Raw genomic sequence first — 22,833 nt, 5'->3', positions numbered from 1 at the left:
GTGCGTTTTTTCTCGTGAGCGTGCGTTTTTTCTCGTGAGCGTGCGTTTTTTCTCGTGAGCGTGCGTTTTTTCTCGTGAGCGTGCGTTTTTTCTCGTGAGCGTGCGTTTTTTCTCGTGAGCGTGCGTTTTTTCTCGTGAGCGAAAAAAAGTACCGCCATCCAATGGATAGCAGTACTTTTTCATTTATTGGTACCAAGCTCCGACGATCGGGTAATCAAAGCGGTCGCCATTCAATGCTCGGACGATGCCCCAAATTGGAACAATCACTGTCATGATACTAACGACAATCAGCATCGGAATACCGATCACGATAAACATCAGCACGAACGAAATCGCAAACAGGATGCCCATTACTACTTGGAACAACAAGGCTTGGATGGAAAGTTTTTTCACTTCGCGGTCACTGCTAATCAAGAACACAATAAACGGCACCAAAAACGGGGCAAAAAACGCACTTGCATGGACCAGAATTTTTAAACCGGTATTCTCCATCAATTTTCATCTCCAGTCGATTTTTTATCTTATCTAGTATACGGCTGATGAATGAAAAAGTTTCAGGTGCTCCAGTTTATTTTCCAAGCTTTAAAACAACTTTGCCGAATTGTTTGCCTGCCGCTAAATACTCAAATGCTGCTTGGGCTTCCTGCAATGGAAAAACCTTGTCCACTAAAGGATGAATGGCGTGCTTTTCCATAAACTTCAGCATCTCCCGCAGTTCTTCCCGGCTTCCCATCGTCGACCCAAACAATTGATATTGCCCGTAAAAAAATTGGCGAAGATCAAAATCGATCGTGTCTTCCGTCGTCGCGCCAAAAGCCACTATCCGCCCGCCTTTTTCCAAAACGCCAAGCGACCGGTTAAACGTGGCGCGCCCGACGCTTTCGATGACCAAGTCCACTGTTTCATCAGCTAATTCTTCATTCCAGTCACTCGACGTATCAATCGCCAAATCCGCGCCTAATTTTCTGGCTTGCTCCAGCTTGTCTTTGCTTCTGGACGTGACAATCACTCGAGCGCCTGCACTTTTGGCGAATTGAATCAAATAAGTTGCAGCCCCGCCGCCCGCTCCGGGAATAAACACCGTGTCGCCCTGTTTGACTCCGCCTTTTGTAAACAGCGCTCTGTAGCCGGCCAACGCGGCAAGCGGCAAAGAACCCGCTTCTTCCCAAGATAAATAGCCTGGTTTTTTCTCCAGTTGTTCGACCGAAATCGAGATTTTTTCGGCGAACGTTCCGTGGTCCGGCATGCCCAAAATATCAAACTCTTTCGGCGGCGCATCGCTGTTGTGGTACCAGCGAAGCGCCGGATTGATGATTACTTCATCACCGACCGAAAAATTCGTGACGCCCTCGCTGATTGATTCAACGACTCCTGCTCCGTCCGAGCCGATGATCAATGCCTCCGGTTTATCCCCATGGCGCCGGACTAAGCCCAAGTCTCGGTGGTTCAATCCCGCTGTCCGAAGTGAAACCACCACTTCTCCAATTTTTGCCTCCGGTTCTTTCATGTCTTTCACTTTCAATTCACCTGATTCAATGACAAATGCTTTCACTGCTGCATCCTCTCCCCACCGGTTTTATTTCTGGATTCCGTTATGTAAGTTTTGTTCATACAACTTCAATTTTGTGTAAATCGTTTCGAGTATCGGGACACTTACACCAATTTCTTTGGCTTTTTCCAATAAATAGCCTTGCAGATGTTCCACTTCTGTCGGATGAGATTTTTCCATATCTCGCTGCATCGACGATTTCATACCAGCTCCCATAGAATGGATTTTTTCTATTTGGTCTTGAACCACAGTGTCTTTAATGGGTGCGCCGATACCAAACATCACGTTTGCAAGTTCTTTGATAAACGCCGCAATGGTCCGTTTTCCGGATTCCAATTCGCGAATGGGTCCGATTGGCGACTCCATCATAGAGGTGATGCCCGACATTGCCGTAATAAATAAATACTTTTGCCACATCTCTTGATCGATTTGATCGCTTAGTACAAAGTCACCTTTTGTTCCGTTGAATGCTTTTTGCAGGTCGAGTATGCGATCGGATTTCTCGCCTGACCGCTCGCCAAAAACGAGCTGATTCATGGGGCTTGCCTGAATGACGGTGCCTTCTGCATCTAGAGTCGATTCGATATAGCATAATCCACCGATGATTGCTTTATCTCCGAACGCAACAGCTAAATCTTCAATATGGACCACTCCATTCAGCAGCGGCAACACCATTGTCTCATCACCCACAAAAGGGCGAACATCTTTGATGGCCGCCGAAAGCTGATAAGATTTTGTTGAGAGAATCACCACATCAAACGGTTCGCCTTTTTGTTCTGAAGTGATTAACTTGGGCCTCAGTGCAACATCTCCATTGACACTTTTGATTTTAAGTCCTGACTTTTCGAGTTTTTCTTTCCTTCCAGGGCGCACCAAAAAGGTCACGTCTTGTCCTTTTTCAAGAAGCCGCCCGCCGAAGTATCCACCTATTGCACCCGCACCGACAACAAGAATTTTCATCGAATTCCTCCTTTTATTCCTTGCTTTTATTGTGGAGCAACAATTCTATTTGTGCCACAATTCTGTTTAACCAAGGAGAAGTCAGGGTTTCAAAACCAATTTGCCGATGGTTTTTCTTCCTTGCAATAAAGTGTGGACGTGCGCCGCTTCCTCAAGCGGGAACGTTCCGCCGATGGTCAGCTGCAATTGGCCGCTATTCACATAACCCAGCAATTCCGCAAAGCTTTGCTGGAACAGTTCCGGTTTGCGCATGATCTGCGGCAGGAAAAAGCCGATGACCGATTGGTTTTTCCGCATCAACTGGCCGGGATTAAAGGTAGCTTGTTCGCCGCTTGCTGCTCCAAAGATAACCAGTCGGCCGAAAGGCGCCAAGCATTTGATGGTTTTATTGAAAACATCGCCGCCGACCATTTCGAGCGCCACATCGACGCCTTTGCCGCCGGTGAGTTCTTTGATTTTTTGTTCCCAGCCCGCTTCCGTATAATTCACTAAATGAGTAGCACCCATTTTTTCGGCATGCGCCAACTTCTCATCCGAACTCGCAGTCGCAATAATTTGGCCGGCCCCGAAAATTTTTGCCAGCTGCACCGCAATGGCACCAACGCCTCCTGCCGCTGCGTGAATCAAAATGCTTTCCCCTTTTTCCAGGCGGCCCATCGTTTTGATAATATGGTACGCACTCAATCCTTGAAGCGGCAACGCTACCGCTTGGTCAAAGTCCACACCTTCCGGAATTGGCGTCAACACCGTTTCATGTACTGCAGCGTATTCCGCATAGCCCTGAGATTCAATCAATGCCACAACCCGCATGCCTTTTTGGAACTTTGCCACGCCGCTTCCTGTTTCCACGATGACGCCCGCAACTTCCGAACCAGGCACATACGGCAGTTCTGTCGGCACCACGTACTTCCCTTCGCGCCTTGCCGTATCGGCATAGTTGACACCAATCGCTTTAACTTCAATGATTACTTCCCTTTCAACGGGCTTCGGGATTTCTGCCTCCACCAGTTTCAAGACTTCCGGTCCGCCATATTCTTCAAATTTAACGACTTTCACATATCTTCCCCCTTAATTGGTATACTGTCCTGCTGCAAACATCGTTTCTGCAATATGCCGCTTTGAAGCAATTCCGCCTGAACGCTGCAAACGCCCAAGTTCTGCAGCCACCATAGAAACACTGGCACTCAATTGTTTTCCGGACGCCATTCCTTGAATCACTTTGCGGGCAGCCATCTCCACTTCTAGCAAGGCATCGTCGACAAGCGCTTTCGCCATCTCGATTTTCACTGTTTCTTGCGCTTCCCCGTTTTGTCCAAGGGCCTTGGCGGTCCTCAAAACAGCCGATTCCACTGCAAATAACGCAATGCCCATATCGGCCAGTTTCATCAACGCTTCTTGTTCATCACCCAGTTTGGCACCGTGCGTTTGATAAGCCATTCCTGCTGCAAACAAAAAGACGCGTCGCATCGCCTGTACCGCCTCTATTTCCCGGGAAATAGGTCCGATCGCTTCTACTTTAGGCGACTTCATTTCTGCAATGGCTCCTTTAAAGGCCTCATCCAACCCCAGCTCTCCTTTTGCTGCCTGTTTCAATAAGTTCCCAAGGATCAGCAAACGGTTCACTTCATTCGTTCCTTCAAAAATGCGATTGATCCGGGAATCGCGGTAGATTTGTTCAACTTTGTATTCTTTGATAAATCCGTAGCCGCCGTGCAGCTGAAGCGATTCGTCCGCCACAAAGTCCAAAGTTTCCGATCCGTACACTTTGCAGACTGCACATTCGGTGGCGTATTCCATCAGCCGCTTCGCAATCAAGCGGTGGTCGTCCGATTCATACAAGCCGCCAAGCGCGTCTTCCAAATAGCCCGCTGTCCGGTACTGAAGCGATTCTGCCGCATAAATGCGCAGCGCCATATCCGCCACTTTTTCTTGGGTCGCGCTAAACTCCGCAATCGGCTTGCCAAACTGGCGGCGCTCCTTCACATAGCCTACAGTGAGCTCCAACGCATATTTAGCAGCACCCATGCAAGCAGAACCAAGGTTGAAGCGCCCGAGATTCAGTACGTTTAGCGCTATCACGTGGCCCCTGCCGATTTCGCCAAGCACGTTTTCAACCGGCACTTCACAATCGTCAAAAGTCACTGTCCGCGTCGACGAACCTTTAATGCCCATTTTCTGTTCTTCTACCCCAAGCGACAAGCCGGGATGCTCTTTTTCGACAATAAACGCGGTAAAAGCGTTGCCGTCCACTTTTGCGTAAACAATGAACGTATCCGAAAAAGCTGCGTTTGTGATGAACATTTTCGTGCCGTTTAACAAATAATGCGTACCTGCAGCGTTCAACCGGGCAGTTGTCTTAGCAGATAATGCGTCACTTCCCGCTTCCGGTTCTGTCAGGCAATAAGCGCCGATCCATTCGCCGGATGCCAGTTTTGGCAAGTATTTTTCTTTTTGGGCAGGCGTTCCGAAATACGTGATCGGCAGCGTGGCGATGCATGTATGGTTGGATTGCGCCACGCTGTAGCTGCCTGCTGAACCAAGAAATTCGCCGACCAAACCTTTGCTGACTTTATCCAAACCGAGTCCGCCGTAAGCTTCCGGAATACTGTGCCCGAGAAGGCCAAGATCTCCTGCTTTTCCAAGCAGAACTTTCACTAAATCAAAATTTTGCTCTTCAATTCCTTCGTGATTCGGCCTTACTTCGCTTTCCAAAAAGCGTTTGGCGGTTTTTGCGATCATGCGGTGTTCTTCGGTAAAGTCTTCAGGCGTAAAGATACTTCCGGCTTCGGAAGACTGGTGCAAAAAGCCGGCGCCTTGATAAGCTAAGGTTTTAAGTTCCATCACGAGCGGGCCTCCTTTGCTACATGCTCTTCAAGTTTCTTTCTTAAGTTATCGGGGATCCTTTCGCTTTTTTGCTTGTCAAAATCAAAATAAACAGCGCCGGCTTCGCCTTTTGCAATCAATTCTCCTGTTTGTTCATCGGTGATCCGGTGGCCGATCATAAAACTTGAATTGCCGATCCGCGTAATATCGGAATGGATCTTCAAGCGTTGATTGAAAAATCCTTGCTTGAGGAAATCGCATTTTGCGGAAATCAAAATCAGTTTCCAATCTTCAATTCCTGTGCCAAACCCCAATTCGCTAAAAAAATCGGTCCGGGCTTCTTCCAAGTAAATAAAATAACTGATATTGCTAATATGGCCGAGTGCATCGGTTTCGCTAAAGCGTACTTTGACAGTCGTTTCATGTGCCATTTGAATCCGCTCCTTTGTTTCTAAATTGGGAAATGCCCTTTAAGATGAAATCACAATAAATCTCTGTTAAGTGTTCAGCGGAAATTTCTCCGTTCGGGTTGAACCATTGGTAGCTCCAATTGGTGACGCCGAGTACGGCAAAAGCGAGAATGCCCGGCGACAACTCTTTTCGAAACTCGCTTGCCGCAATGCCGTCTCGAATGATTTCTTCAATATTCAAGCGGAATTGCTCGCGTTTCGTTTTCACTTCCTCTGCATTGCCTTCTGTCAAATGCCGCATTTCCCGAAAGAACACCTTGCCGCTCGGCCCTTGTTCTTGTATGTCTGTGATCAATAAATGCACAATGCCGATGAGTTTTTCTTCGTTGCTGGCGCTGCTTTTTCGAATCGTTTCCTGCCTCGCCAATAAATCATTGATATAGCCGAGGTGAATATCCATTAAGAGCTGCTCTTTGCTTTCAAAATAATAATAAAACGTGCCTTTCGTTACGTTGAGCGTTTCGACAATTTCTTGGATGGACGTTTCGCTGAAGCCCTTTTTCTCAAACAGAAGAATGCTTTGTTTTGTTATTTTTTCTTTCATGCCGATTACCCCACAGTCTTTTTCTTAGATGGCATGCATTCCGCCGTCGACAATGACAACGTCTCCTGTAATGTAATCCGATGCTTTTGCCGCTAAAAATAAAGCAGCTCCTTTCAAGTCTTCTTCGGTTCCAAACCGTTTTAACGGGGTTTGCTCCAGAAGCTGCTTGCCGCCTCTTTCAATCAACACTTCCGACATTTTTGTCGGGAAAAAGCCAGGCGCCAGCGCATTGACGTTGATGTTGTACTGGCCCCATTTAGCTGCAAGGTCTTTTGTAAACGTAATGACGGCCCCTTTGCTTGTGTTGTAGCCAATCGTATCCATAAAACGGGGATCGATGCCGCCGAGCCCGGCAACCGATGAAATATTGATGATCTTTCCGCTGCCTTGCTTGATCATTGTTTCTCCTACTTCCCGGCTCATCAAAAAAGTGCCCGTAACATTAACATTCATCACTTTTTGAAAAGCCTCGAGCGGCATATCGATGACCGGCGCTCCCCAAGTGGCGCCGGAGTTGTTGACCAAAATGTCCACCGTTCCGAATTCTTCAATCGTTTTTTGCACGACGTTTTTCACGTCTTCCGGATTGGTGACGTCACACGCTATGGCCAATGAGCCAACACCCATCTCTTTTAGTTTGTCGCTCATTTTTTGGCAAGCTTCCACTTTTCTTGAACAAACCACAACATTAGCGCCAGCTTCAGCGAACCCTTCGGCGATTTGTGCTCCAAGCCCTCTGCCGCCTCCGGTAACAATAGCGGTTTTTCCATCCAATCGAAACAAATCCATGACATTCATTTTTTATCCCCCATTCGATTCAGATAACTCTTACATACCAACTGGTTGGTATGTTCAGAATACTTAAACTTTATGTTACCGTTTTCATTTTCAGTTTGCAAGATGCCGAAAGAGGGTTCACAACTTTTTCTCCAAACTAAAAAGAGCCTTTAAGTTAAAGTTAACTTAAAAGCTCTTCAAAATCTATTTTTCTTTGTCCTCGTTTTTACTGTCACCTTGGCTGTCCTGCTCTTTCCCGGCTTGGTCTGCTTTTTTAAAATCATCAGCTAAATGCACTTGTTGTGCGGCTTTTAAATCCAGTTCACCATCCGCTAATTTTTCATGGGGCTCTTTTTTCTCACTCATGTAATATGCCTCCTTCCATATGTAAGGATGTTGTTATCTTTCCTGGTAATCAAAAAATCCAACTTCAATCGAAACGAAGTTTTTATTTTCAATTAATAATGGTTTTCCCGTTCTTTCCGGTACTAAACAAGAGATTTATACGTCTGGCAAAAAATATTCCAGCTGCCGCAAATCCACATTGCCCCCTGACAACACGGCCACAACGTGTTGGTCCTTCGCATTCAACTGGCTAGAGAGTACAGCGGCCACTGCCACTGCACCAGAAGGCTCAATTACTTGCTTGGTCCGTTCCAGCATAAAGTGAAACGCTTGTTTGATTTCGTCTTCTGTCACCAAAATCAAGTCGTCCAATAAGCTTTGCATAATCGGAAAGGTCAAATCGCCAGGCTGAGATGTCCGCAGCCCATCGGCAATTGTTGTGGATCCTTCAATAGAAGTAATGCGTTTGTTTTGAAGCGACAAAAACGTATCGTTGGCCGCTTCCGGTTCGGCACCAATGATTCGGATCCCCGGCTTGATGGCTTTGGCTGCCGTTAAAATTCCGCTGATCAATCCGCCGCCTCCGACCGGAACAACCAAGATGTCGGCATCCGGCACTTGATCCAAAATTTCCAGCGCAACGGTCCCTTGCCCTGCGATGATGTGCGGATGGTCGTATGGCGGAACGTAAAATCCATTATTTTCTTCAGCAAGTTCCATCGCCCGCGGAATCCGTTCCGCAGAAGTCGTTCCGCAATAAACCACCTGTCCGTTATACGCTTCGATCGCCGCCACTTTCGCCCGGTTCGCATCTTCCGGAACGACAATGACTGCCAGAACGCCAAGTTTGTCGGCAATGTAAGCGACCGCTTGCCCATGATTACCCGAAGAAGCCGCTGTGATAAATCGAGCCCCGTCTTCCACTGCCTGTTTCACGGCGTTTGCAGCTCCGCGCAGTTTAAACGACCCGGTTTTCTGCAGGTGTTCTGATTTTAGGTAAACCAAATTCCCGCTTTTTTCGTTTAATAAAGTAGAAGTCAAAATTGGCGTCTGATGGATAATGCCTTGGATTTTCTCTTGCGCTTTTTTCACATCACTTAACTCAACCATCGCTCTCCTCCTTTGTTTGAAATTAGTTTATCATAACAGAAAGAATAAATTAATTTTTCAGATTTTAACTGGTTTTTTTATGGGTACTCTTAAAGTACGCAAAGGAATTGCATGGTAAACTAGTCTTACGATAGAAAGGAGTGGCTGCAATGTTGAAACGTTTGGTCGTGACCGGCTATAAACAACATGAACTCGGGATTTTTGATGACAAAAGCCCTGGGATTCGCTTTATTAAAAAAGCGCTGGAAAATCGTTTTCGCGCCTTGATCGATGAAGGCATGGAATGGGTCATTTTAAGCGGGCAGCTTGGAGTGGAAATTTGGGCAGCGGAAGTCGTGTTGGAGATGAAAAAAGAATTTCCTGAGTTGAAGTATGCCGTCCTTACTCCTTTTCTGGAACAAGACAAAAATTGGAACGAAGCCAAGCGGGAAAAATACCAGATGATTATCGAAAGCGCCGATTTCCACCGAAGCCTAACGAACAAACCATACGAAGCTCCATGGCAATTCATTGAGAAAAATAAGTTTTTCCTGCGAAACTCCGATGGCATTTTAATTGTCTATGACGATGAAACCGACGGGTCTCCTAAATTCATCAAAAAAGAAGCGGAGCGCTACGCGGAAAAAGCAGACTACCAAGTGATGACGATTACCGGAGATGATCTTCGCGTAGTTACAGAAGAAGAGCAAATGGATGAGTGGGGATAAGAAGGTTTCCCGTGCTTTGCTTGGATGACTGATTTGTTAAACATTTGACTAAGGATATGAACTTCGGTAATCTTAATCTTTGTCTTTAACAAAACAGCACTCGTGCCCGTTTGACTTGGCGGATTTATAGCGGGCAATGACCGTTTTCATGACAGACTGAGCCATTTGGGATTTCAAACCAAAGCGGTTTCTTAATTCCTTGTAGTATAGATTATTGAGATTGATTTGATTCAACTCTTTGGACTCAACTACTTTTTCAGACAAGAAGTTCCATGCTTGTCGATAAGCGTTTGTCGTCATTTGAAGACGTTCTCCTTGTTCTTTTTGAACGTAAATCTTTACCTTGGCTGTGATAGTGGCCATAGATATTCACCATCTTTCATTAATTATATTACAGGATATATTTAGTGAAAATTCAAAAATAGAAAGGAAGTGTAAGCTGGCTCTTCTACTGATTAAAATCACGTGTCTCCGCCAGCCCTATACTATGAAGAAAGCTTCAAGAGTTTTTTACATCACATTTGCGTTAATCATTTTGACGGTAGCTTTCGGCGTTATCGCACCTCAAGCGTTTGAGAAAGGGACGGGCAGCATCCGTTCGTTCATCGACACGTCATTTGGCTGGTATTACTTGATGATCATGGCACTTTTATTGATTTTCACTTTCATCATTATTATCAGCCCCTATGGGAAAATTCGTCTAGGAAAAGATACAGACCGGCCTGAGTTTTCGACGATTTCCTGGATTTCGATGTTGTTCTCAGCAGGCATGGGGATCGGCCTCGTTTTCTACGGCGCATCCGAACCATTGTCGCATTTCGCTGTCCAGCCGGCTACAGCTGAGCCAGGAACCGATGCCGCATTCAAAGAATCGTTGCAGCGTACATACTATCATTGGGGCATCCATGTGTGGGCCATGTATGGAATGGTTGCTTTATCCCTCGCCTTTTTCCAATTCAGAAAAGGCCAACCTGCGTTAATTTCATCAACACTGAAGCCGATTTTCGGCAAAAAGATGGAAGGTCCTTTAGGGACGCTCGTCGATGTTTTAGCAGTTTTCGCAACTGTTTTTGGCGTAGCGACTTCACTCGGCTTCGGCGCTGCTCAAATTAATGGCGGTCTTTCTTATTTGTTCGGAGTCGAACAAAACCAAACGGTTCAAATGATTATCATCGCAGTCGTGACGGTCTTGTTCATCATGTCTGCCTGGTCTGGGCTCAACAAAGGCATCAAGTATTTATCAAATGCCAATATGGTATTGGCCGTCATTTTGTTGATTCTGGTTCTGGTGCTTGGTCCAACCTTGCTCATTTTGAATATGTTCACTGAAACGTTCGGCGCTTATTTCCAAAACTTGATCGGCCTCAGCTTCCAATCGGCTCCGCTCAATGCGGAAAACCGCAGCTGGCTGAATATGTGGACCATCTTCTACTGGGCATGGTGGATTTCATGGGCACCGTTTGTCAGCATGTTCATCGCCCGCATTTCCAAGGGGCGGACAATCCGTGAGTTTCTCATCGGCGTTGTGTTTGCACCGACGATATTCGGCGCGTTCTGGTTCGCCGTTTTTGGCACAACCGCTATTGATACGCAAAAAAACGGATTTGATTTAACAGCTTTTACAACGGAGCAAAGCTTGTTTGCGATGTTTAGCGAGATGCCGCTTGGCACGGTAATGTCTATTCTTGCTATTCTGTTGGTCGGGACATTCTTCATCACGTCTGCAGACTCTGCTACTTTCGTGCTGGGTATGCAGTCGACCAATGGATCGCTGTTGCCAAGCAATCAAATCAAAGTGTTGTGGGGTGTCGCCCAGTCGCTTGTGGCTGCGATTTTATTGTCTGTCGGCGGGTTGACGGCAGTACAGAACACAATCATCATTGCAGCTTTGCCGTTTTCGTTCGTCATCATTTTAATGGTCATTGCGTTGTTCAAGGCCTTGAATGCCGAACTTCAATTAATGAAAATCAAAAAATAATCGTTTGCCGCTTCCCATTTTCACTTGGGGAAGCGGTTTTTTCATGCGCATAAACCGTAAAACTAGGGTATAGGAAAAAAGAGACGTAAAATTTGGAGGTGTTTTTTATGGAAAAACAAACAAAAATCATTATTCAAGATTCCTTGGACGCTTTAATGGAAAACCAGGATTTTCTGCCGGAACTGCAAGGCAAAATGAGAAACCAAGCATTTACTTCCTTAAGCTCCATCCTTTCAACTCCCAACAAAATACACAAATCATTTCTCCGGATTCCATTGGATGATGGCAGCGTTGTTAGGATTCCGTCTTTTCGGGTGCAGCATAATGACGCACTTGGACCATACAAAGGCGGCATCCGTTTCCATGAAAGCGTCAACGAAGACGAAGTCGTCAACTTGGCTTTCTTGATGACACTGAAAAATGCCTTGCACAGTGTTCCATTCGGAGGCGGCAAAGGCGGCATCGTACTGGATCCACGAAAGTATTCGGAAAGGGAATTAAACCTCATTTCTCGTAAATATGTGCGCTATTTCTCAGATGTCATCGGACCTGACAAAGACATTCCAGCACCCGATGTCGGTTCCGGCGCACGCGAAATGGATTGGATGATGACCGAATACAAAAAAATTACGGCAGGCAGCCCTTATCTTGGCAGCTTTACCGGCAAAAGTATTGAAAACGGCGGTTCACTCGGCAGACGCGAAGCGACCGGCAAAGGAGTTTATTTTACGTTCCGCTATCTGTTCCACGACTTCATCAAAGAAAACCAGCAACAATTGGCCGCTTCCGACAATGTGTTTGCAGCCACTGCCCTCGCTCATTTTGACCGGCCATTGACGATGGCGGTCCAAGGATTCGGGAATGTGGGATCGGTAGCTGCGCTTGAAGCGTATAAAAGTACCCATATCAACAATAAAATTGTGGCTGTCAGCGACCGCAACGTTACCTTGTTCAATGAAGACGGTTTGGACATTTTGTCCTTAGTGCAGTTTGCTGCAACGAACCGCGGGGACTTGCCGAATACCGATGAACAGTTAAAAGCAGCCAATATAACAGCTGATATCAAAGGCCGGGACGAACTGTTGACATTACCTGTAGATGTCTTGTTGCTCGCTGCATTGGAAGATCAAATCCATTCGGACAATATGAAAGCGATTCAAGCGCGTATTATTGTAGAAGGCGCGAACGCTCCGGTCACACAAGAAGCTGATAAATTCCTTAGCGAGCAAGGCGTCATCATTGTTCCGGATATCCTCGCAAATGCCGGCGGTGTGATTGTTTCTTATTTTGAATGGCTGCAAGGCCGTGAAACCCAGTTTTATACGGAAGAAGAAGTTTACCGATTATTGCTGGAAAAAATGAAACACACCATGGATATGATTTATCCGCAATTTTTCGGGGATCCTTTCCCGCTCCGCCAAAATTGCTATATCCATTCCGTAAAAAGACTATCAACCGTCCTCTACCACCAAGGACAACTGTATTAAGAAAAGCGCAGGCGATTGTGCTAGGCTCGACGGGCATAAGACGAACCGGCGAAGCGGCGCTTTTTGCCGTACAGCCGGGATGATTTATGACCCCGAGAGCCTGATCGCCGGAGTCTGGACAATGAGAAAAGCGCAGGCGGCTGTTCAGCCCCGAAAAGCGCTGGAGGGCTTAGCAGCCATGGCGCTTTTTGCCATGGAAGCTGAGACCGAAGCGACTCGAGGGGCTAGCCGCCGGAGTCTGGACAAGAAGAAAAGCGCAGGCGCCATCGCAATTCTACCCAAAAAAGCTGAAACCGTTAAATCGGCTTCAGCTTTTCTTACATTCCATTCGTTCGGCGGCCATGGGAAATCGAATAAGCAGCGTTGCGGAAATTCAAAATTTGGTCTTCTGAGCAGGCAATTCCCGCCGTCATGATGGTCGGATCAAAAACCGTTGCTTCTGCTTGGGGAATGGGTTGTTGGACGGACAACCGGCCGATTGTCAGTTTCTCTCGTTCCGGCGGCCATTCCTGTGTCGGATCGTCTGTTGGATCCCCTTCCTCCCCAAAAACAACATTCAATAAGAAATTCACCGGCGCTTGCGCAAGGCGGTCTTCAATATCGGCTTTGTAGTATTCAATCGGCATCGCCGCTGCTTTTTCAAGCGTCAGCGTTTCAACGCCCGCTTCCGGTTCCCATTCATACTTAATCGGCCGTTTATTTCCATCGCCATCAATAAAATAAAAGGCATGGATGGCATGATAGCGGCCCGTCGCAAAACTTGCAGGGGCATGCATTTCTTTCAAGACGTCAATAGCAGCCCGGCTTTCGGGATATTTGATGACCAGTTCAGCCAAATCCTTTATGCGGGGACGCCCTCTTTTAAAAGACTTGATGATGCTAAGCATTTCCGTAAACACTTCCGGTGTTTTGGCCAGGAAAATGGGCGAGTTGACGCCGACGATATTCGTTACTTCTTCATTTGGCAGCCGGAATTGCACTGCCATTCCTTTTACAGGCGACATGATATCCGTCCAGGTTGGGTCAGGCGAGCTATGCGAGAACCGCACCAGCGCCGTCGTCTCTCCTTCTTGAAAATGAGGAGCCACGGTAAAAGGAGTGGCTGCGCCGTTTGCCGAAAATATCGCTTTGTATATTTCTCCCCGTGCATGAGCGCGCCGGTAGCCCGGGTATTTGCCAAATACCTTTTCAATTCCATTGACCGCTGTTTCCGCTAATGGTTGCTTTTCCATTTCATCACCTCGTTACTGCATGCTATACCCTTTCACTCCCCTCCTTAATAACGGCTTTCTTAATTTTTTGAAGCAATTTTTATCTACATTGAATATCCTGTTAAATTGCGGGAATACACAAAGAGAACTTAAAAATCCGAGGAGGAATGAACGTTGGATATTTCACATGAAAACAATAAATTCTTCATTCAAGAAAATTCAGAAGAACTGGCAGCCCTTACGTATGTGCCGAATGGTGATGTGCTCACCGTAGACCATACAGAAGTGTCGCCTGAACTCGAAGGACAAGGAATCGGCAAAAAGCTCGTTGCAGAAATTGTCCAGTATGCCCGAAACGAAGGTAAAACCATTGATGCCCAATGCCCATTCGCCAGTGCTATTATCGACAAAACTCCCGAATTCCAAGATGTCTTAGCCAAATAAATGACAGAACACCCGCGAAAAAGCGGGTGTTTTTTTATGCTTTATTCGTGTTGGATCCTGGCAATGAAGTGGCGTTATATTGGCGAGTATTTAAAATTAATTAAAAGGAGGGAACACGCTGTGAGAGCAGCATATTCCCTCCTTTTTGATATGGATTCTACTTCCGATAATCCCTCATATATAAATCAGCCCTTTACTCTTTGAAAAAGTTGAAGGGCAGTTCACTTCATTGAACAACTTTCAAATCTTCGAGAAAGTAACCGATTATTTGCGTTACTAAAACGATGACCGGACTCTCGAAAAGCAGGCTGCCTAGCCCCAAGGAATTTCGGGCGCAAACAGCCTACGGAAAGTGCTTTATAGGTGTCACATATCGCTATAGCAGTCTATGCGCATCCTCTTTTTGTCTTACATAAATCGTATAATGCTCTCACCGTCAGTCTATCAATCCCCACATACCGGAAAATAATCCAACGAAGATCAATGCCAATACGACAATTGTAAAAATGACGATACCGACTTCTAGCGGCACATATTCCTTGATTTTCGGTTCAACTAAGCCATCATGATCATGCGACAGTGGTTTGACAGGTTGGGTAGAGTCCTGGGCGGTTTGGAATTCCTCTTTTCCCATAGGTTCTTGTTGATTCATGATGAACGCCTCCCTTGTGTTTCTTTCCGATATTATATTAACACAAAAATCAAATAATTAAAAATATTCAGTTTTAATTGAATCAGAAAGGCATTGAAGTCTATTACAATCAAAAAACCGAGTACTTAAAAGCAATCAACTGAAAAATTCCCACATGTCGGAACTTATACCAGTAACAACGATGATCGATAGCAATAAAATGAAATTGACGAGTTGAATCGGTTTGTATTTCTGCAACTTCCGATAGATTGCTGATATGTAAACTATTTAAAAATCTCCTCAATTCTAATTCGAAATTTTTTTATTTGTAACCCAATTTAAAAAACAAGAACATCAACTATTTTTCACTTGCATCGTGATTTGAAAAGGAATTTCCCCATTTTGAAAATTAACAAAGTCACTTGCAATATCTTTTACATACGCATATCCACTAATCGAATGGCCATTATTTTTCAACATAGCCAATGCTTGCAGAGCGTTGGCTAGAATATGGTGTTCATCAGAAGTGAAATATAGACCTGCATAGCTCCCTTTTTCTTTTTTAAAATTGGCCACTTTAACATCAGCCACCTGTTGATACTTTGTGACTTTTGTATTCTCAGTTAAACCATCCGTGACAGTTAAAATAATGCCGAAATGATGACCGTCTAACAGAAAATTGGTTACGCTGTTAGTCTGTGATAGAAGTTCATCCACATGGAGCCATTGTTCACTATACTCCTTTTTAAAAATCCGATGGATGCCTATCTGATTATAATGCTCCAATTCCAGTATTTTCTGACCTAGCATCTCTTTTACAGCCAGTAATTCATTCGCCTTTTCTTCGATTTTCTGCTTTTGCTGATGCAGCATCTTCAGACCTTCAGAAAGTTCCTTTCCCTCCATTTGCTGTTTGATTTCTGCTAAAGAGAACCCTACACTTTGCAGCGCTTTGATCTTACTAAGTTGGTCGATTTGATCAAGCGTGTAGTAGCGGTAGCCATTCGCCTCTATTACCGCTGGTTTGAACAGATTAATTTGATCGTAATAAAACAATGTCTTTTTATTGATCTTACATATGTTTGCGATTTCACCAGAAGATAATTTTTGTTTTTTCATATTTCTCCTTGAGTATCCACCTACTGGATAGTTTACTTTTATATTATCAGGAAGATGCCGAGGATAACAAGAAGGAGTAAACCCAAATGAAACAGATAAAAAATCGCGATTACGCATCTACTTCCCATTCCGGGAAAGTTATGCTTTTAACATGTACCATCCTTGCATTCGCCGTAATGAACGGCACCATGTTCAATGTCGCCATTCCTGATATATCGGAATCGTTCAAACTGACGCCGGCACAGGTCAGCTGGGTTATTACCAGTTTCACGACTGTTTTTGCGATTGGAACGCTAATTTATGGAAAGCTTGCTGATTTTTTCCCTATTCGCAGACTTTACACGATTGGATTATGTCTCTTTGCACTTGGTTCGTTTATCGGCTTTTTATCACCAAATTATGAGACGCTAATTGCTGCACGCATTCTTCAGGCAATGGGAGCTGCCGCCGTGCCGCCGCTGTCTTTTCTTGTCCCCATCCGTTTTTTCCAAAAGAAGAAAGGGAAGATGTTCGGCTATTTGGCTTCCACCATTGCCTTTTCATCAGGAATTGGTCCCCTAGTGGGAGGGATGATCGGCGGTGTACTGGACTGGCGTTATATTTTTCTCATTTCAGTGGCGAGTGCTTTTGCTATCCCCCTCTTCAGAAAATGGTTTCCTGATGAAGCGAAACAGAAAGGAAAAATTGATTTTATCGGGGCAGCCTTGGTGGGAGCAGCGGTTACAAGCCTCTTATTTATAATTACGACTGTCAATTGGCTGTCTGTGCTATTCTTTATGCTATTTTTCATTCTTTTGATTTGGCGGATAAATGCGATTTCCTATCCATTTATTGAACCGAAAATGCTGAGGATAAGAAAATACACGGTGACCTTGGTGACAAGTTATCTTGGCAACACAATCGTTTTTGGATTGATTTTTTTACTTCCTCTTATGTTGAGAGAACTTTATGAGTTGACCATGCTGGAAATCGGACTCATTCTTTTTCCAGGTGCCATTGCTTCTGGACTTATTAGTAAATGGATTGGGAAAGTGATTGCTGTTCGGGGCGGAAAACCTATAATTCAATTTGGGCTGTTACTCATTTCGAGCGGAGCTTTCTTTATCTCAACTTTCGCGGGTACAAACACCTTGCTGATCGCACTCGGGCTGTTTATCGCCTATCTCGGGTTTCCCTTGATTCAAAGCGGCACAGCCGATTTAATCAGCTCGAATATATCCGAGAAAGAAAACGGGGTTGGTATGGGGCTGTTTAATTTGTTGAATTTTTTAGCAGGTGCTTTCAGCAGCGCTTTGTTCGGGAAGTTACTTGAACGGGGAAATAGTTCTTTGCAGCTGAATCCATTTTCCCTTGCCGGAGAGCACTTAATCTACAGCAATATATACTTGATCTTCACAGTACTTGGTTTCTTCTCTTTCTTCTTTTTTTCTTTTAGTTACAGACAGGATAAATTTTCTTCACTTTCGAAATTAAAGCGTTCGTAAAAGTACACCTTTACGAACACTTCAAAAACAGCAAAAAAACGGCTAAAAGAACGTTCGTAAACGTGTCAAAACACTTTACGAACGTTCTTTTGCTTTTAGATACAATTACGAACGAATCATCCTTTGTTTATGCCTTGATTCATAAACAGCTTGCTTGTAAATATACTAACTTTATTATCACTTCACATGCTTAGAGCAACTTGTTTTACCACAGCAGATCCGGGAACAGTAACACTAAAGCGAATCAACTAGTAGAAAGGAGTTTTGGCTGTGTCGGAACCATTAGAAGAATCTGTAAAAAAACATACTCAACCGTTTGGGTCTGTTGAAGATTTAACGCCCCTGCTTGATGCGATCGGTGATGCAAAAATCGTTATGCTTGGCGAAGCAAGCCATGGGACTTCGGAGTTTTATACGGTACGCGCGGAATTGTCAAAGCGGCTTATCGAGGAAAAAGGCTTTTCTTTGATTGCCGTTGAAGGCGATTGGCCTTCTTCCCAGCAAGTGAACCGCTACATCAAAGGCTATAGCAGCGGCGAGCAAACGCCGCAAGACGTGCTGCGGTCGTTCACTCGCTGGCCGACGTGGATGTGGGCCAACGAAGAAATCGCCGAATTTATTAGCTGGCTCAAAGCACATAATGGACAAAGCGATCACAAAGTCGGATTTTACGGAATCGATGTTTATAGCTTGTGGGAATCTATGGAAGAAGTCGTGCAATACTTGACGCATACGAATCCGGCGGGTGCTGATTTGGAATTGGCGAAAAAAGCATTTTCCTGTTTCGAACCGTTTAACCGGGAACCGGAACAGTATGCCATTTCTACCGCGAACTTCACGCAAGTATGCGTAGACGAGGTATCCAAACTGCTGTCTTCGATTCGGAACAACGAAGACCAGTATAAAAACAGACAAGAAAGCGATTTAAATTTGGAAATTAATGCACTTGTCGCGAAAAATGCAGAGGATTATTACCGGGCAATGGTTCAAAGCGGGGAAATTTCATGGAATATTCGCGATGAACATATGGTGGAGGCAATCAACGAAATCCGGGATTACCATGGAAGCGACGCTAAGATCATTATTTGGGAGCACAACACTCATATCGGCGATGCCCGGGCTACGGACATGAGACGAGACGGCATGTTGAACGTCGGACAGATACTGCGCGAACAAAACCGGCCCGAAGACGTTTTTGCTGTCGGATTTGGCACTTATACCGGCACCGTCATTGCTTCCGATTCGTGGGGGGTTCCGTATGAGCGGATTGCCGTTCCTCCTGCCCGCATCAATTCGTGGGAAGAGATTTTGCATCGAACCGGTGCTGCGGATAAGTTTTTAATTTTTACGGAAGAAAACCGTTCATTGTTCGACGTTTGGGTGGGCCACCGGGCGATTGGCGTCGTCTACAATCCAGAGTTCGAAGCCCACGGCAATTACGTGCCATCAAAAATGTCCCAGCGCTATGACGCGTTTATTTTCATTGATGAAACAAAAGCACTGACTCCACTGGAAATTGAAAATCCAATTGTCTAGAAATTAAAAACAACAAGGCACACCAGTAGCGGCATGCCTTGTTGTTATTTAAATTGATCGTCAGTGATGTTGCGCAAATAATTCCAGTTGTCCGCTTTATACAACTCATGGAACGTCAAACGCTCGCCCGTGCCAAGCGTCACTTCTTCTTGCGTAATCGCTACGACCATTGCCACAGCCCCATTATCGAGATTCAAATACACATCCCCGACTGAAGGGCGGAGCGCATTTTTTTCTCTCAACACTTCTTCCAGCCGGGAATCTTCTTCCAATTGGCCTTCAGTCACTTTGGACTTGTCCTGGTAAGCGATATCGTTGCTGCTGGCTTCTTCACCTGAAACCATTACCAAAAACTCTCTCGATTTCACAGTGTTCTGGCGCGTCGTGATGACGTCTTTGCCTTCAACTGATTCGATTTTTTCAAATTCATTCAATGAATAATGATCCATGTAGTCCGGATCCGGCTTATTGATCAAAATATAGCCGCCTTCTTCTGCCTGACGGTCTTCACGCAGCGTAAAGCGCTCGCCCAAAAACAAAAACGAATCCATATGTTTTGGCTTGTAGAACGTGACTTCTTCCGCTTTGCTCGCCACTTGTTCCATATCTTTGATCCGGAACATCAAAATTGATTTTTTAGCTAGGGGCTTAATGGAATAAATTTTATGCAGCTCGTTATTGAAATAAACAAATTGCCCTTTGCGTGCTTGAATTAATTTCATCTTTTCCCCTCCAATACTCGTAATTCTCTTCTGTAGATTTTAGAGGAAATAAAGGCAGAAGTCCATGCAAGTGACCAAATTGTTTGGTATGTTAGTCTAAATAGAACACAAAGAAAGGAGATTCAGTGAATGGAATTTGAAAATCGCGATGAATTTATTATCAAAAAGTACCAGCAAGATGAAGAATTGATGATTCAACTATACGTGCAATGGTGTTGGAACCATCAAATTGACCCTATCACTTTGTACCAAAAAGCTTATCCGGGCCAAGTCCAGAACGAAAAGCTGTTAAAGACGGTTGAAGAAACCGACCACGAACAAATGGACCTCAGCCACGACACCATTATGGAAGTGCTTCAATTGTTCGGAAACGACGATCTAGCTTTTGCGGTAGCGGAAGAAATTGAAAAGCTTTCAAAAAAATAAAAGATCAAGTGCGCTTGCACTTGGTCTTTTAACGTCTTTTCTTTCTCAATTCTTTTGCTTTGTTTTCAATATGGCTTGTCCGCAAGTTTTCATAGCGGTTCGATGCTATGTTGCTGTAGATTTTGTCGAGATGCGCATCCTTTTCCTTCTCTTCCGTTTCTTCTTCCGGTTCGATCAACGCTTCGTCTTTTCTTTCTTCTTCCATTGGTTACACCCCTATTCCTTATGTACGTTCGCCTTTACTAGAAAAATTCCCTGCCTTCTTCAAAAATAAACACAAAGAAAAAACCGGATCTCCCATTTAAAAGATCCGGTTTCGCCATTTATACAGTTACTTTTGCTTCTTTAAGCTGTTCGCCCAAGAATTTTGCAAGTTCAAGCATGCCGAATTTGCCGGCTGCTGCTTCTGCATCTGAATTGTAGTTGGTGTTGGTGTTTACGTCGTATGTGAAAATGTCTCCTGCGCTGTTGCGGATAAACTCAATTCCCGCAACGGCAATGTTGTTTTGGCGCAAGAATTCTTCGTATTTTGCAATGATTGGATCGTTAAAGCCTTCAACCACTTGGAATTTCGGCTTTTCTTCTACTTGTTCACCGACTGGGCAGAACAGGTCTTCAATGCTGCAAGCGTCTGCCGGGCATAATTCAAAGCCTTCGGACGTGTCGACTTGAACCGCGTAAACAAACTTTCCGCCGACAAATTCACAGCGTGTGATAAACGGCTCTGGTGCTTGGATATATTCTTGCACAAGGGTAATGCCGTCAATTGACGGTTCAAAACCGCCCCCGTTCAAGTATTCATGCAATGCAGCCATCGAGTGGAACAATTGTACGCCAAGCCCTTTTCCTGCACGGTTGTGTTTGATGATGAACGACGATTCGCCCAGTTTTTCTGCTGCTTTGACAATTTCTTCTTTGCCGTTTGCCGCGATTGTTTTCGGTGTATGGATGCCCGCCGCATTCAACGCCATATACTGGTTCACTTTGCTGACTTCCAGGCGCAATGCGCGGCTGCCGTTAAACACTTTACGGCCGTGGTGCTCAAGCCACACAAGCAATGATTCAGCAAGTTCTGGTGCATAGCGATGCCCTCTTGTGTGTGAAGAAGCACTCATGCGGCTGTAAAATACGCCTTCTGGCGGCGCTTCGTTCAAATCAACGATTCCTTCGTTTGTAAACCAGTCTTCGTACGGCAAGCCCAGTTCGTCCAGGCGTTTGAATAAATGCGTTGTCCATTCTTCGTTTTCGTGAATGACGTATATTTTTTCAGTCATAAAAATCCTCCTAGTTCGAAAGCGTTTCAAGCGCTTTTCGTTTTTCTTCCACAAGCGGCATCACTTTTTGAGAGAAGCGTTCCATCTCTTCCAATTGCGGAGAAAATTGCAGCAGCAACAAATCGAGCCCTGCGTTTTCATACGCTAAAATGCGGTCAGCGATTTGTTCAGGCGTGCCGATCAAGTTCGGGCGCAAGCCGCGGTTTGAAACCGAATAGTCTTCCAGCTTCACTTGCTGCTCAAGCTGTGATTTGCTGACAAAGTCATTATAGCCCACGTAGCCGCTTGAATCTTTCATATCGACAATGCGTGCGTATTCTTCCTTCACTTCTTCTTCCGTATCGCGGCAGACGACATAAGCCGCCATGCCGAACGATTGCAGCGGTTCTTTCCCTGCCGCTTGGCGAAGGTCTTTCATGTCTTGCACTTTCTTTTCGATTTCTTCTACTGTTCCGCCGTGCATAACGTAAGCGTCGCAGTTTTCAACAATCGATTTTTTGCCGCGCGGGCTCTCGCCGCCTGCGTACAACACCGGGTTCGGCTTTTGCACAGGTTTCGGTTCGAGGCGTGCGTTTTGAATATCGTAATATTTTCCTTTAAAAGAAAATTCTTTTTGAGACCACATGCCTTTGACGATTTCGAGAAATTCATCGGTCCGGTCGTAGCGTTCATCGTGCTCCGTGAACTCTCCGCCGTATTGGCGCGCTTCTTCGGCCCACCATGCGGACACGACGTTCAATGTGAAACGCCCGTTCGAGATGCGGTCAATGTTCGCAGCCATTTTAGCGGTTACAGCCGGATTGTGGAAAGCCGGGCGGATCGCTGTCATAATTTCAAGTTTCTCGGTTACCGCGGCAATGCCTGCGGCCGTTGACCAAGCTTCTAATGAATCAGCTTCCATCCCTTTTATATCATTTAAATTCAATTCTGCGATCAATGTTGTATCATAGCCCCATTTTTCCGCTGATTGCGCAACTTTTTTTGCATAATCAAACGTTGGCGGCATGTTTTCATCTTCTACATTGCGAAGCCATCCACCGAAAATTGGCATCCAAAAACCATATTTCATCTCTATCCGCTTCCTCTCATCTCAGCTATACAGCAGAATCCATAACTTCAGACTCTTCATCTTTAAAATTCAATTTTCAAAGAATAAACGTATTATACAATAAAACCTTTTATTCTTACCAGTAAACTAGGTTATTAAATTTCAAGTAATCCCATCTTTTATTTCAT

General features: G+C 45.1%; 25 protein-coding genes. 7 read left to right on the top strand and 18 right to left on the bottom strand.

Annotated features, from left to right (window positions below):
* Positions 1-183: 183 nt before the first annotated feature.
* The 10 genes from ACRRQV_RS12490 to ACRRQV_RS12445 form a co-directional block, all read right to left on the bottom strand.
* Positions 184-492 carry a DUF4870 domain-containing protein gene (locus ACRRQV_RS12490; protein WP_432531306.1) on the bottom strand — a complete coding sequence of 103 codons (309 nt, stop codon included), beginning with the start codon at positions 490-492 and terminating at the stop codon, positions 184-186.
* Positions 493-568: 76 nt separating this feature from the next.
* Complete coding sequence (locus ACRRQV_RS12485) at positions 569-1,552, bottom strand: zinc-binding dehydrogenase (RefSeq protein ID WP_432531304.1); 984 nt, start codon at positions 1,550-1,552, stop codon at positions 569-571.
* A 24-nt stretch (positions 1,553-1,576) separates the two neighbouring features.
* Complete coding sequence (locus tag ACRRQV_RS12480; RefSeq protein WP_432531302.1) at positions 1,577-2,509, bottom strand: ketopantoate reductase family protein; 933 nt, start codon at positions 2,507-2,509, stop codon at positions 1,577-1,579.
* Positions 2,510-2,590: 81 nt separating this feature from the next.
* Positions 2,591-3,565, bottom strand: coding sequence for a quinone oxidoreductase family protein (locus ACRRQV_RS12475; protein WP_432531300.1), 975 nt, complete (start codon positions 3,563-3,565; stop codon positions 2,591-2,593).
* 12 nt (positions 3,566-3,577) lie between these two features.
* On the bottom strand, positions 3,578-5,350 hold the full coding sequence (locus ACRRQV_RS12470) for an acyl-CoA dehydrogenase family protein (RefSeq protein ID WP_432531333.1): 1,773 nt from the start codon (positions 5,348-5,350) through the stop codon (positions 3,578-3,580).
* Positions 5,350-5,763, bottom strand: coding sequence for an acyl-CoA thioesterase (locus tag ACRRQV_RS12465; protein ID WP_432531298.1), 414 nt, complete (start codon positions 5,761-5,763; stop codon positions 5,350-5,352). The genes ACRRQV_RS12470 and ACRRQV_RS12465 overlap by 1 nt, the downstream gene beginning before the upstream one ends.
* Positions 5,753-6,346, bottom strand: coding sequence for a TetR/AcrR family transcriptional regulator (locus ACRRQV_RS12460; protein ID WP_432531296.1), 594 nt, complete (start codon positions 6,344-6,346; stop codon positions 5,753-5,755). Before ACRRQV_RS12460 ends, ACRRQV_RS12465 begins: the two co-directional genes overlap by 11 nt.
* Positions 6,347-6,370: 24 nt before the next feature.
* Complete coding sequence (locus ACRRQV_RS12455; RefSeq protein ID WP_432531294.1) at positions 6,371-7,144, bottom strand: SDR family oxidoreductase; 774 nt, start codon at positions 7,142-7,144, stop codon at positions 6,371-6,373.
* Positions 7,145-7,327: 183 nt separating this feature from the next.
* Positions 7,328-7,489 carry a YfhE family protein gene (locus tag ACRRQV_RS12450; RefSeq protein ID WP_432531292.1) on the bottom strand — a complete coding sequence of 54 codons (162 nt, stop codon included), beginning with the start codon at positions 7,487-7,489 and terminating at the stop codon, positions 7,328-7,330.
* A 135-nt stretch (positions 7,490-7,624) separates the two neighbouring features.
* A complete protein-coding gene (locus ACRRQV_RS12445) occupies positions 7,625-8,578 on the bottom strand; it encodes a threonine ammonia-lyase (RefSeq protein ID WP_432531290.1) in 954 nt (317 codons plus the stop codon).
* 149 nt (positions 8,579-8,727) lie between these two features.
* Here ACRRQV_RS12445 and ACRRQV_RS12440 point away from each other — a divergent pair, with 149 nt between their 5' ends.
* Positions 8,728-9,285: an SLOG family protein gene (locus ACRRQV_RS12440; protein ID WP_432531288.1), complete on the top strand. Its 558-nt coding sequence runs from the start codon at positions 8,728-8,730 to the stop codon at positions 9,283-9,285.
* A gap of 72 nt (positions 9,286-9,357) precedes the next feature.
* On the opposite strand, the gene ACRRQV_RS12435 is transcribed toward ACRRQV_RS12440, so the two are convergent.
* Positions 9,358-9,648 (bottom strand): helix-turn-helix domain-containing protein, encoded by a 291-nt coding sequence (locus ACRRQV_RS12435; protein WP_432531286.1) that lies wholly within the window; start codon positions 9,646-9,648, stop codon positions 9,358-9,360.
* Between the two features lie 124 nt (positions 9,649-9,772).
* On the opposite strand from ACRRQV_RS12435, the gene ACRRQV_RS12430 reads away from it, so the two are divergent.
* A complete protein-coding gene (locus tag ACRRQV_RS12430) occupies positions 9,773-11,263 on the top strand; it encodes a glycine betaine uptake BCCT transporter (RefSeq protein ID WP_432531284.1) in 1,491 nt (496 codons plus the stop codon).
* A gap of 107 nt (positions 11,264-11,370) precedes the next feature.
* Positions 11,371-12,750, top strand: coding sequence for a Glu/Leu/Phe/Val family dehydrogenase (locus ACRRQV_RS12425; RefSeq protein ID WP_432531282.1), 1,380 nt, complete (start codon positions 11,371-11,373; stop codon positions 12,748-12,750).
* Positions 12,751-13,067: 317 nt separating this feature from the next.
* Here ACRRQV_RS12425 and ACRRQV_RS12420 read toward each other — a convergent pair whose 3' ends face one another.
* Complete coding sequence (locus ACRRQV_RS12420) at positions 13,068-13,982, bottom strand: catalase family peroxidase (protein ID WP_432531280.1); 915 nt, start codon at positions 13,980-13,982, stop codon at positions 13,068-13,070.
* Between the two features lie 153 nt (positions 13,983-14,135).
* Between ACRRQV_RS12420 and ACRRQV_RS12415 the strand changes: the two genes are divergently transcribed.
* Complete coding sequence (locus ACRRQV_RS12415; protein ID WP_432531278.1) at positions 14,136-14,405, top strand: GNAT family N-acetyltransferase; 270 nt, start codon at positions 14,136-14,138, stop codon at positions 14,403-14,405.
* Positions 14,406-14,841: 436 nt separating this feature from the next.
* On the opposite strand, the gene ACRRQV_RS12410 is transcribed toward ACRRQV_RS12415, so the two are convergent.
* Both ACRRQV_RS12410 and ACRRQV_RS12405 read right to left on the bottom strand, forming a co-directional pair.
* Positions 14,842-15,057: a hypothetical protein gene (locus ACRRQV_RS12410; protein ID WP_432531276.1), complete on the bottom strand. Its 216-nt coding sequence runs from the start codon at positions 15,055-15,057 to the stop codon at positions 14,842-14,844.
* A gap of 333 nt (positions 15,058-15,390) precedes the next feature.
* Positions 15,391-16,155: a MerR family transcriptional regulator gene (locus ACRRQV_RS12405; protein WP_432531274.1), complete on the bottom strand. Its 765-nt coding sequence runs from the start codon at positions 16,153-16,155 to the stop codon at positions 15,391-15,393.
* An 86-nt stretch (positions 16,156-16,241) separates the two neighbouring features.
* Here ACRRQV_RS12405 and ACRRQV_RS12400 point away from each other — a divergent pair, with 86 nt between their 5' ends.
* Both ACRRQV_RS12400 and ACRRQV_RS12395 read left to right on the top strand, forming a co-directional pair.
* Positions 16,242-17,639, top strand: a complete 1,398-nt coding sequence (locus ACRRQV_RS12400; protein ID WP_432531272.1) for an MFS transporter — start codon at positions 16,242-16,244, stop codon at positions 17,637-17,639.
* Positions 17,640-17,909: 270 nt separating this feature from the next.
* The gene (locus ACRRQV_RS12395; RefSeq protein ID WP_432531269.1) at positions 17,910-19,175 is read left to right on the top strand and encodes an erythromycin esterase family protein; all 1,266 of its coding nucleotides are present in this window, start codon (positions 17,910-17,912) and stop codon (positions 19,173-19,175) included.
* Between the two features lie 44 nt (positions 19,176-19,219).
* On the opposite strand, the gene ACRRQV_RS12390 is transcribed toward ACRRQV_RS12395, so the two are convergent.
* On the bottom strand, positions 19,220-19,897 hold the full coding sequence (locus tag ACRRQV_RS12390) for a hypothetical protein (protein WP_432531267.1): 678 nt from the start codon (positions 19,895-19,897) through the stop codon (positions 19,220-19,222).
* 129 nt (positions 19,898-20,026) lie between these two features.
* Here ACRRQV_RS12390 and ACRRQV_RS12385 point away from each other — a divergent pair, with 129 nt between their 5' ends.
* Positions 20,027-20,323, top strand: a complete 297-nt coding sequence (locus ACRRQV_RS12385; RefSeq protein ID WP_432531265.1) for a hypothetical protein — start codon at positions 20,027-20,029, stop codon at positions 20,321-20,323.
* A gap of 28 nt (positions 20,324-20,351) precedes the next feature.
* Here the strand turns inward: ACRRQV_RS12385 and ACRRQV_RS12380 are convergent, their stop codons facing one another.
* The 3 genes from ACRRQV_RS12380 to ACRRQV_RS12370 all read right to left on the bottom strand — a co-directional run bounded on the left by ACRRQV_RS12380 (position 20,352) and on the right by ACRRQV_RS12370 (position 22,666).
* Positions 20,352-20,528 carry a hypothetical protein gene (locus ACRRQV_RS12380; RefSeq protein ID WP_432531263.1) on the bottom strand — a complete coding sequence of 59 codons (177 nt, stop codon included), beginning with the start codon at positions 20,526-20,528 and terminating at the stop codon, positions 20,352-20,354.
* 118 nt (positions 20,529-20,646) lie between these two features.
* Entirely contained in the window at positions 20,647-21,597 is a 951-nt protein-coding gene (locus ACRRQV_RS12375) for an ATP-grasp domain-containing protein (protein WP_432531261.1), read from the bottom strand.
* A 10-nt stretch (positions 21,598-21,607) separates the two neighbouring features.
* Entirely contained in the window at positions 21,608-22,666 is a 1,059-nt protein-coding gene (locus ACRRQV_RS12370; protein WP_432531256.1) for an LLM class flavin-dependent oxidoreductase, read from the bottom strand.
* Between the last annotated feature and the right edge of the window lie 167 nt (positions 22,667-22,833).

Source organism: Planococcus sp. YIM B11945 (genome assembly GCF_050864155.1).
Lineage (GTDB): Bacteria > Bacillota > Bacilli > Bacillales_A > Planococcaceae > Planococcus.
The sequence above is the reverse complement of the archived record's forward strand: the minus strand, read 5'-3'. Positions and strand labels throughout refer to the sequence as shown.

Bases quoted from the DNA above. Each gene is read 5' to 3' on its own strand.
- ACRRQV_RS12490 (WP_432531306.1), bottom strand. From the start codon at position 492: ATGGAGAATACCGGTTTAAAAATTCTGGTCCATGCAAGTGCGTTTTTT.
- ACRRQV_RS12480 (WP_432531302.1), bottom strand. From the start codon at position 2,509: ATGAAAATTCTTGTTGTCGGTGCGGGTGCAATAGGTGGATACTTCGGC.
- ACRRQV_RS12470 (WP_432531333.1), bottom strand. From the start codon at position 5,350: ATGGAACTTAAAACCTTAGCTTATCAAGGCGCCGGCTTTTTGCACCAG.
- ACRRQV_RS12465 (WP_432531298.1), bottom strand. From the start codon at position 5,763: ATGGCACATGAAACGACTGTCAAAGTACGCTTTAGCGAAACCGATGCA.
- ACRRQV_RS12460 (WP_432531296.1), bottom strand. From the start codon at position 6,346: ATGAAAGAAAAAATAACAAAACAAAGCATTCTTCTGTTTGAGAAAAAG.
- ACRRQV_RS12455 (WP_432531294.1), bottom strand. From the start codon at position 7,144: ATGAATGTCATGGATTTGTTTCGATTGGATGGAAAAACCGCTATTGTT.
- ACRRQV_RS12450 (WP_432531292.1), bottom strand. From the start codon at position 7,489: ATGAGTGAGAAAAAAGAGCCCCATGAAAAATTAGCGGATGGTGAACTG.
- ACRRQV_RS12445 (WP_432531290.1), bottom strand. From the start codon at position 8,578: ATGGTTGAGTTAAGTGATGTGAAAAAAGCGCAAGAGAAAATCCAAGGC.
- ACRRQV_RS12440 (WP_432531288.1), top strand. From the start codon at position 8,728: ATGTTGAAACGTTTGGTCGTGACCGGCTATAAACAACATGAACTCGGG.
- ACRRQV_RS12435 (WP_432531286.1), bottom strand. From the start codon at position 9,648: ATGGCCACTATCACAGCCAAGGTAAAGATTTACGTTCAAAAAGAACAA.
- ACRRQV_RS12430 (WP_432531284.1), top strand. From the start codon at position 9,773: ATGAAGAAAGCTTCAAGAGTTTTTTACATCACATTTGCGTTAATCATT.
- ACRRQV_RS12425 (WP_432531282.1), top strand. From the start codon at position 11,371: ATGGAAAAACAAACAAAAATCATTATTCAAGATTCCTTGGACGCTTTA.
- ACRRQV_RS12420 (WP_432531280.1), bottom strand. From the start codon at position 13,982: ATGGAAAAGCAACCATTAGCGGAAACAGCGGTCAATGGAATTGAAAAG.
- ACRRQV_RS12410 (WP_432531276.1), bottom strand. From the start codon at position 15,057: ATGAATCAACAAGAACCTATGGGAAAAGAGGAATTCCAAACCGCCCAG.
- ACRRQV_RS12405 (WP_432531274.1), bottom strand. From the start codon at position 16,155: ATGAAAAAACAAAAATTATCTTCTGGTGAAATCGCAAACATATGTAAG.
- ACRRQV_RS12400 (WP_432531272.1), top strand. From the start codon at position 16,242: ATGAAACAGATAAAAAATCGCGATTACGCATCTACTTCCCATTCCGGG.
- ACRRQV_RS12390 (WP_432531267.1), bottom strand. From the start codon at position 19,897: ATGAAATTAATTCAAGCACGCAAAGGGCAATTTGTTTATTTCAATAAC.
- ACRRQV_RS12385 (WP_432531265.1), top strand. From the start codon at position 20,027: ATGGAATTTGAAAATCGCGATGAATTTATTATCAAAAAGTACCAGCAA.
- ACRRQV_RS12380 (WP_432531263.1), bottom strand. From the start codon at position 20,528: ATGGAAGAAGAAAGAAAAGACGAAGCGTTGATCGAACCGGAAGAAGAA.
- ACRRQV_RS12375 (WP_432531261.1), bottom strand. From the start codon at position 21,597: ATGACTGAAAAAATATACGTCATTCACGAAAACGAAGAATGGACAACG.
- ACRRQV_RS12370 (WP_432531256.1), bottom strand. From the start codon at position 22,666: ATGAAATATGGTTTTTGGATGCCAATTTTCGGTGGATGGCTTCGCAAT.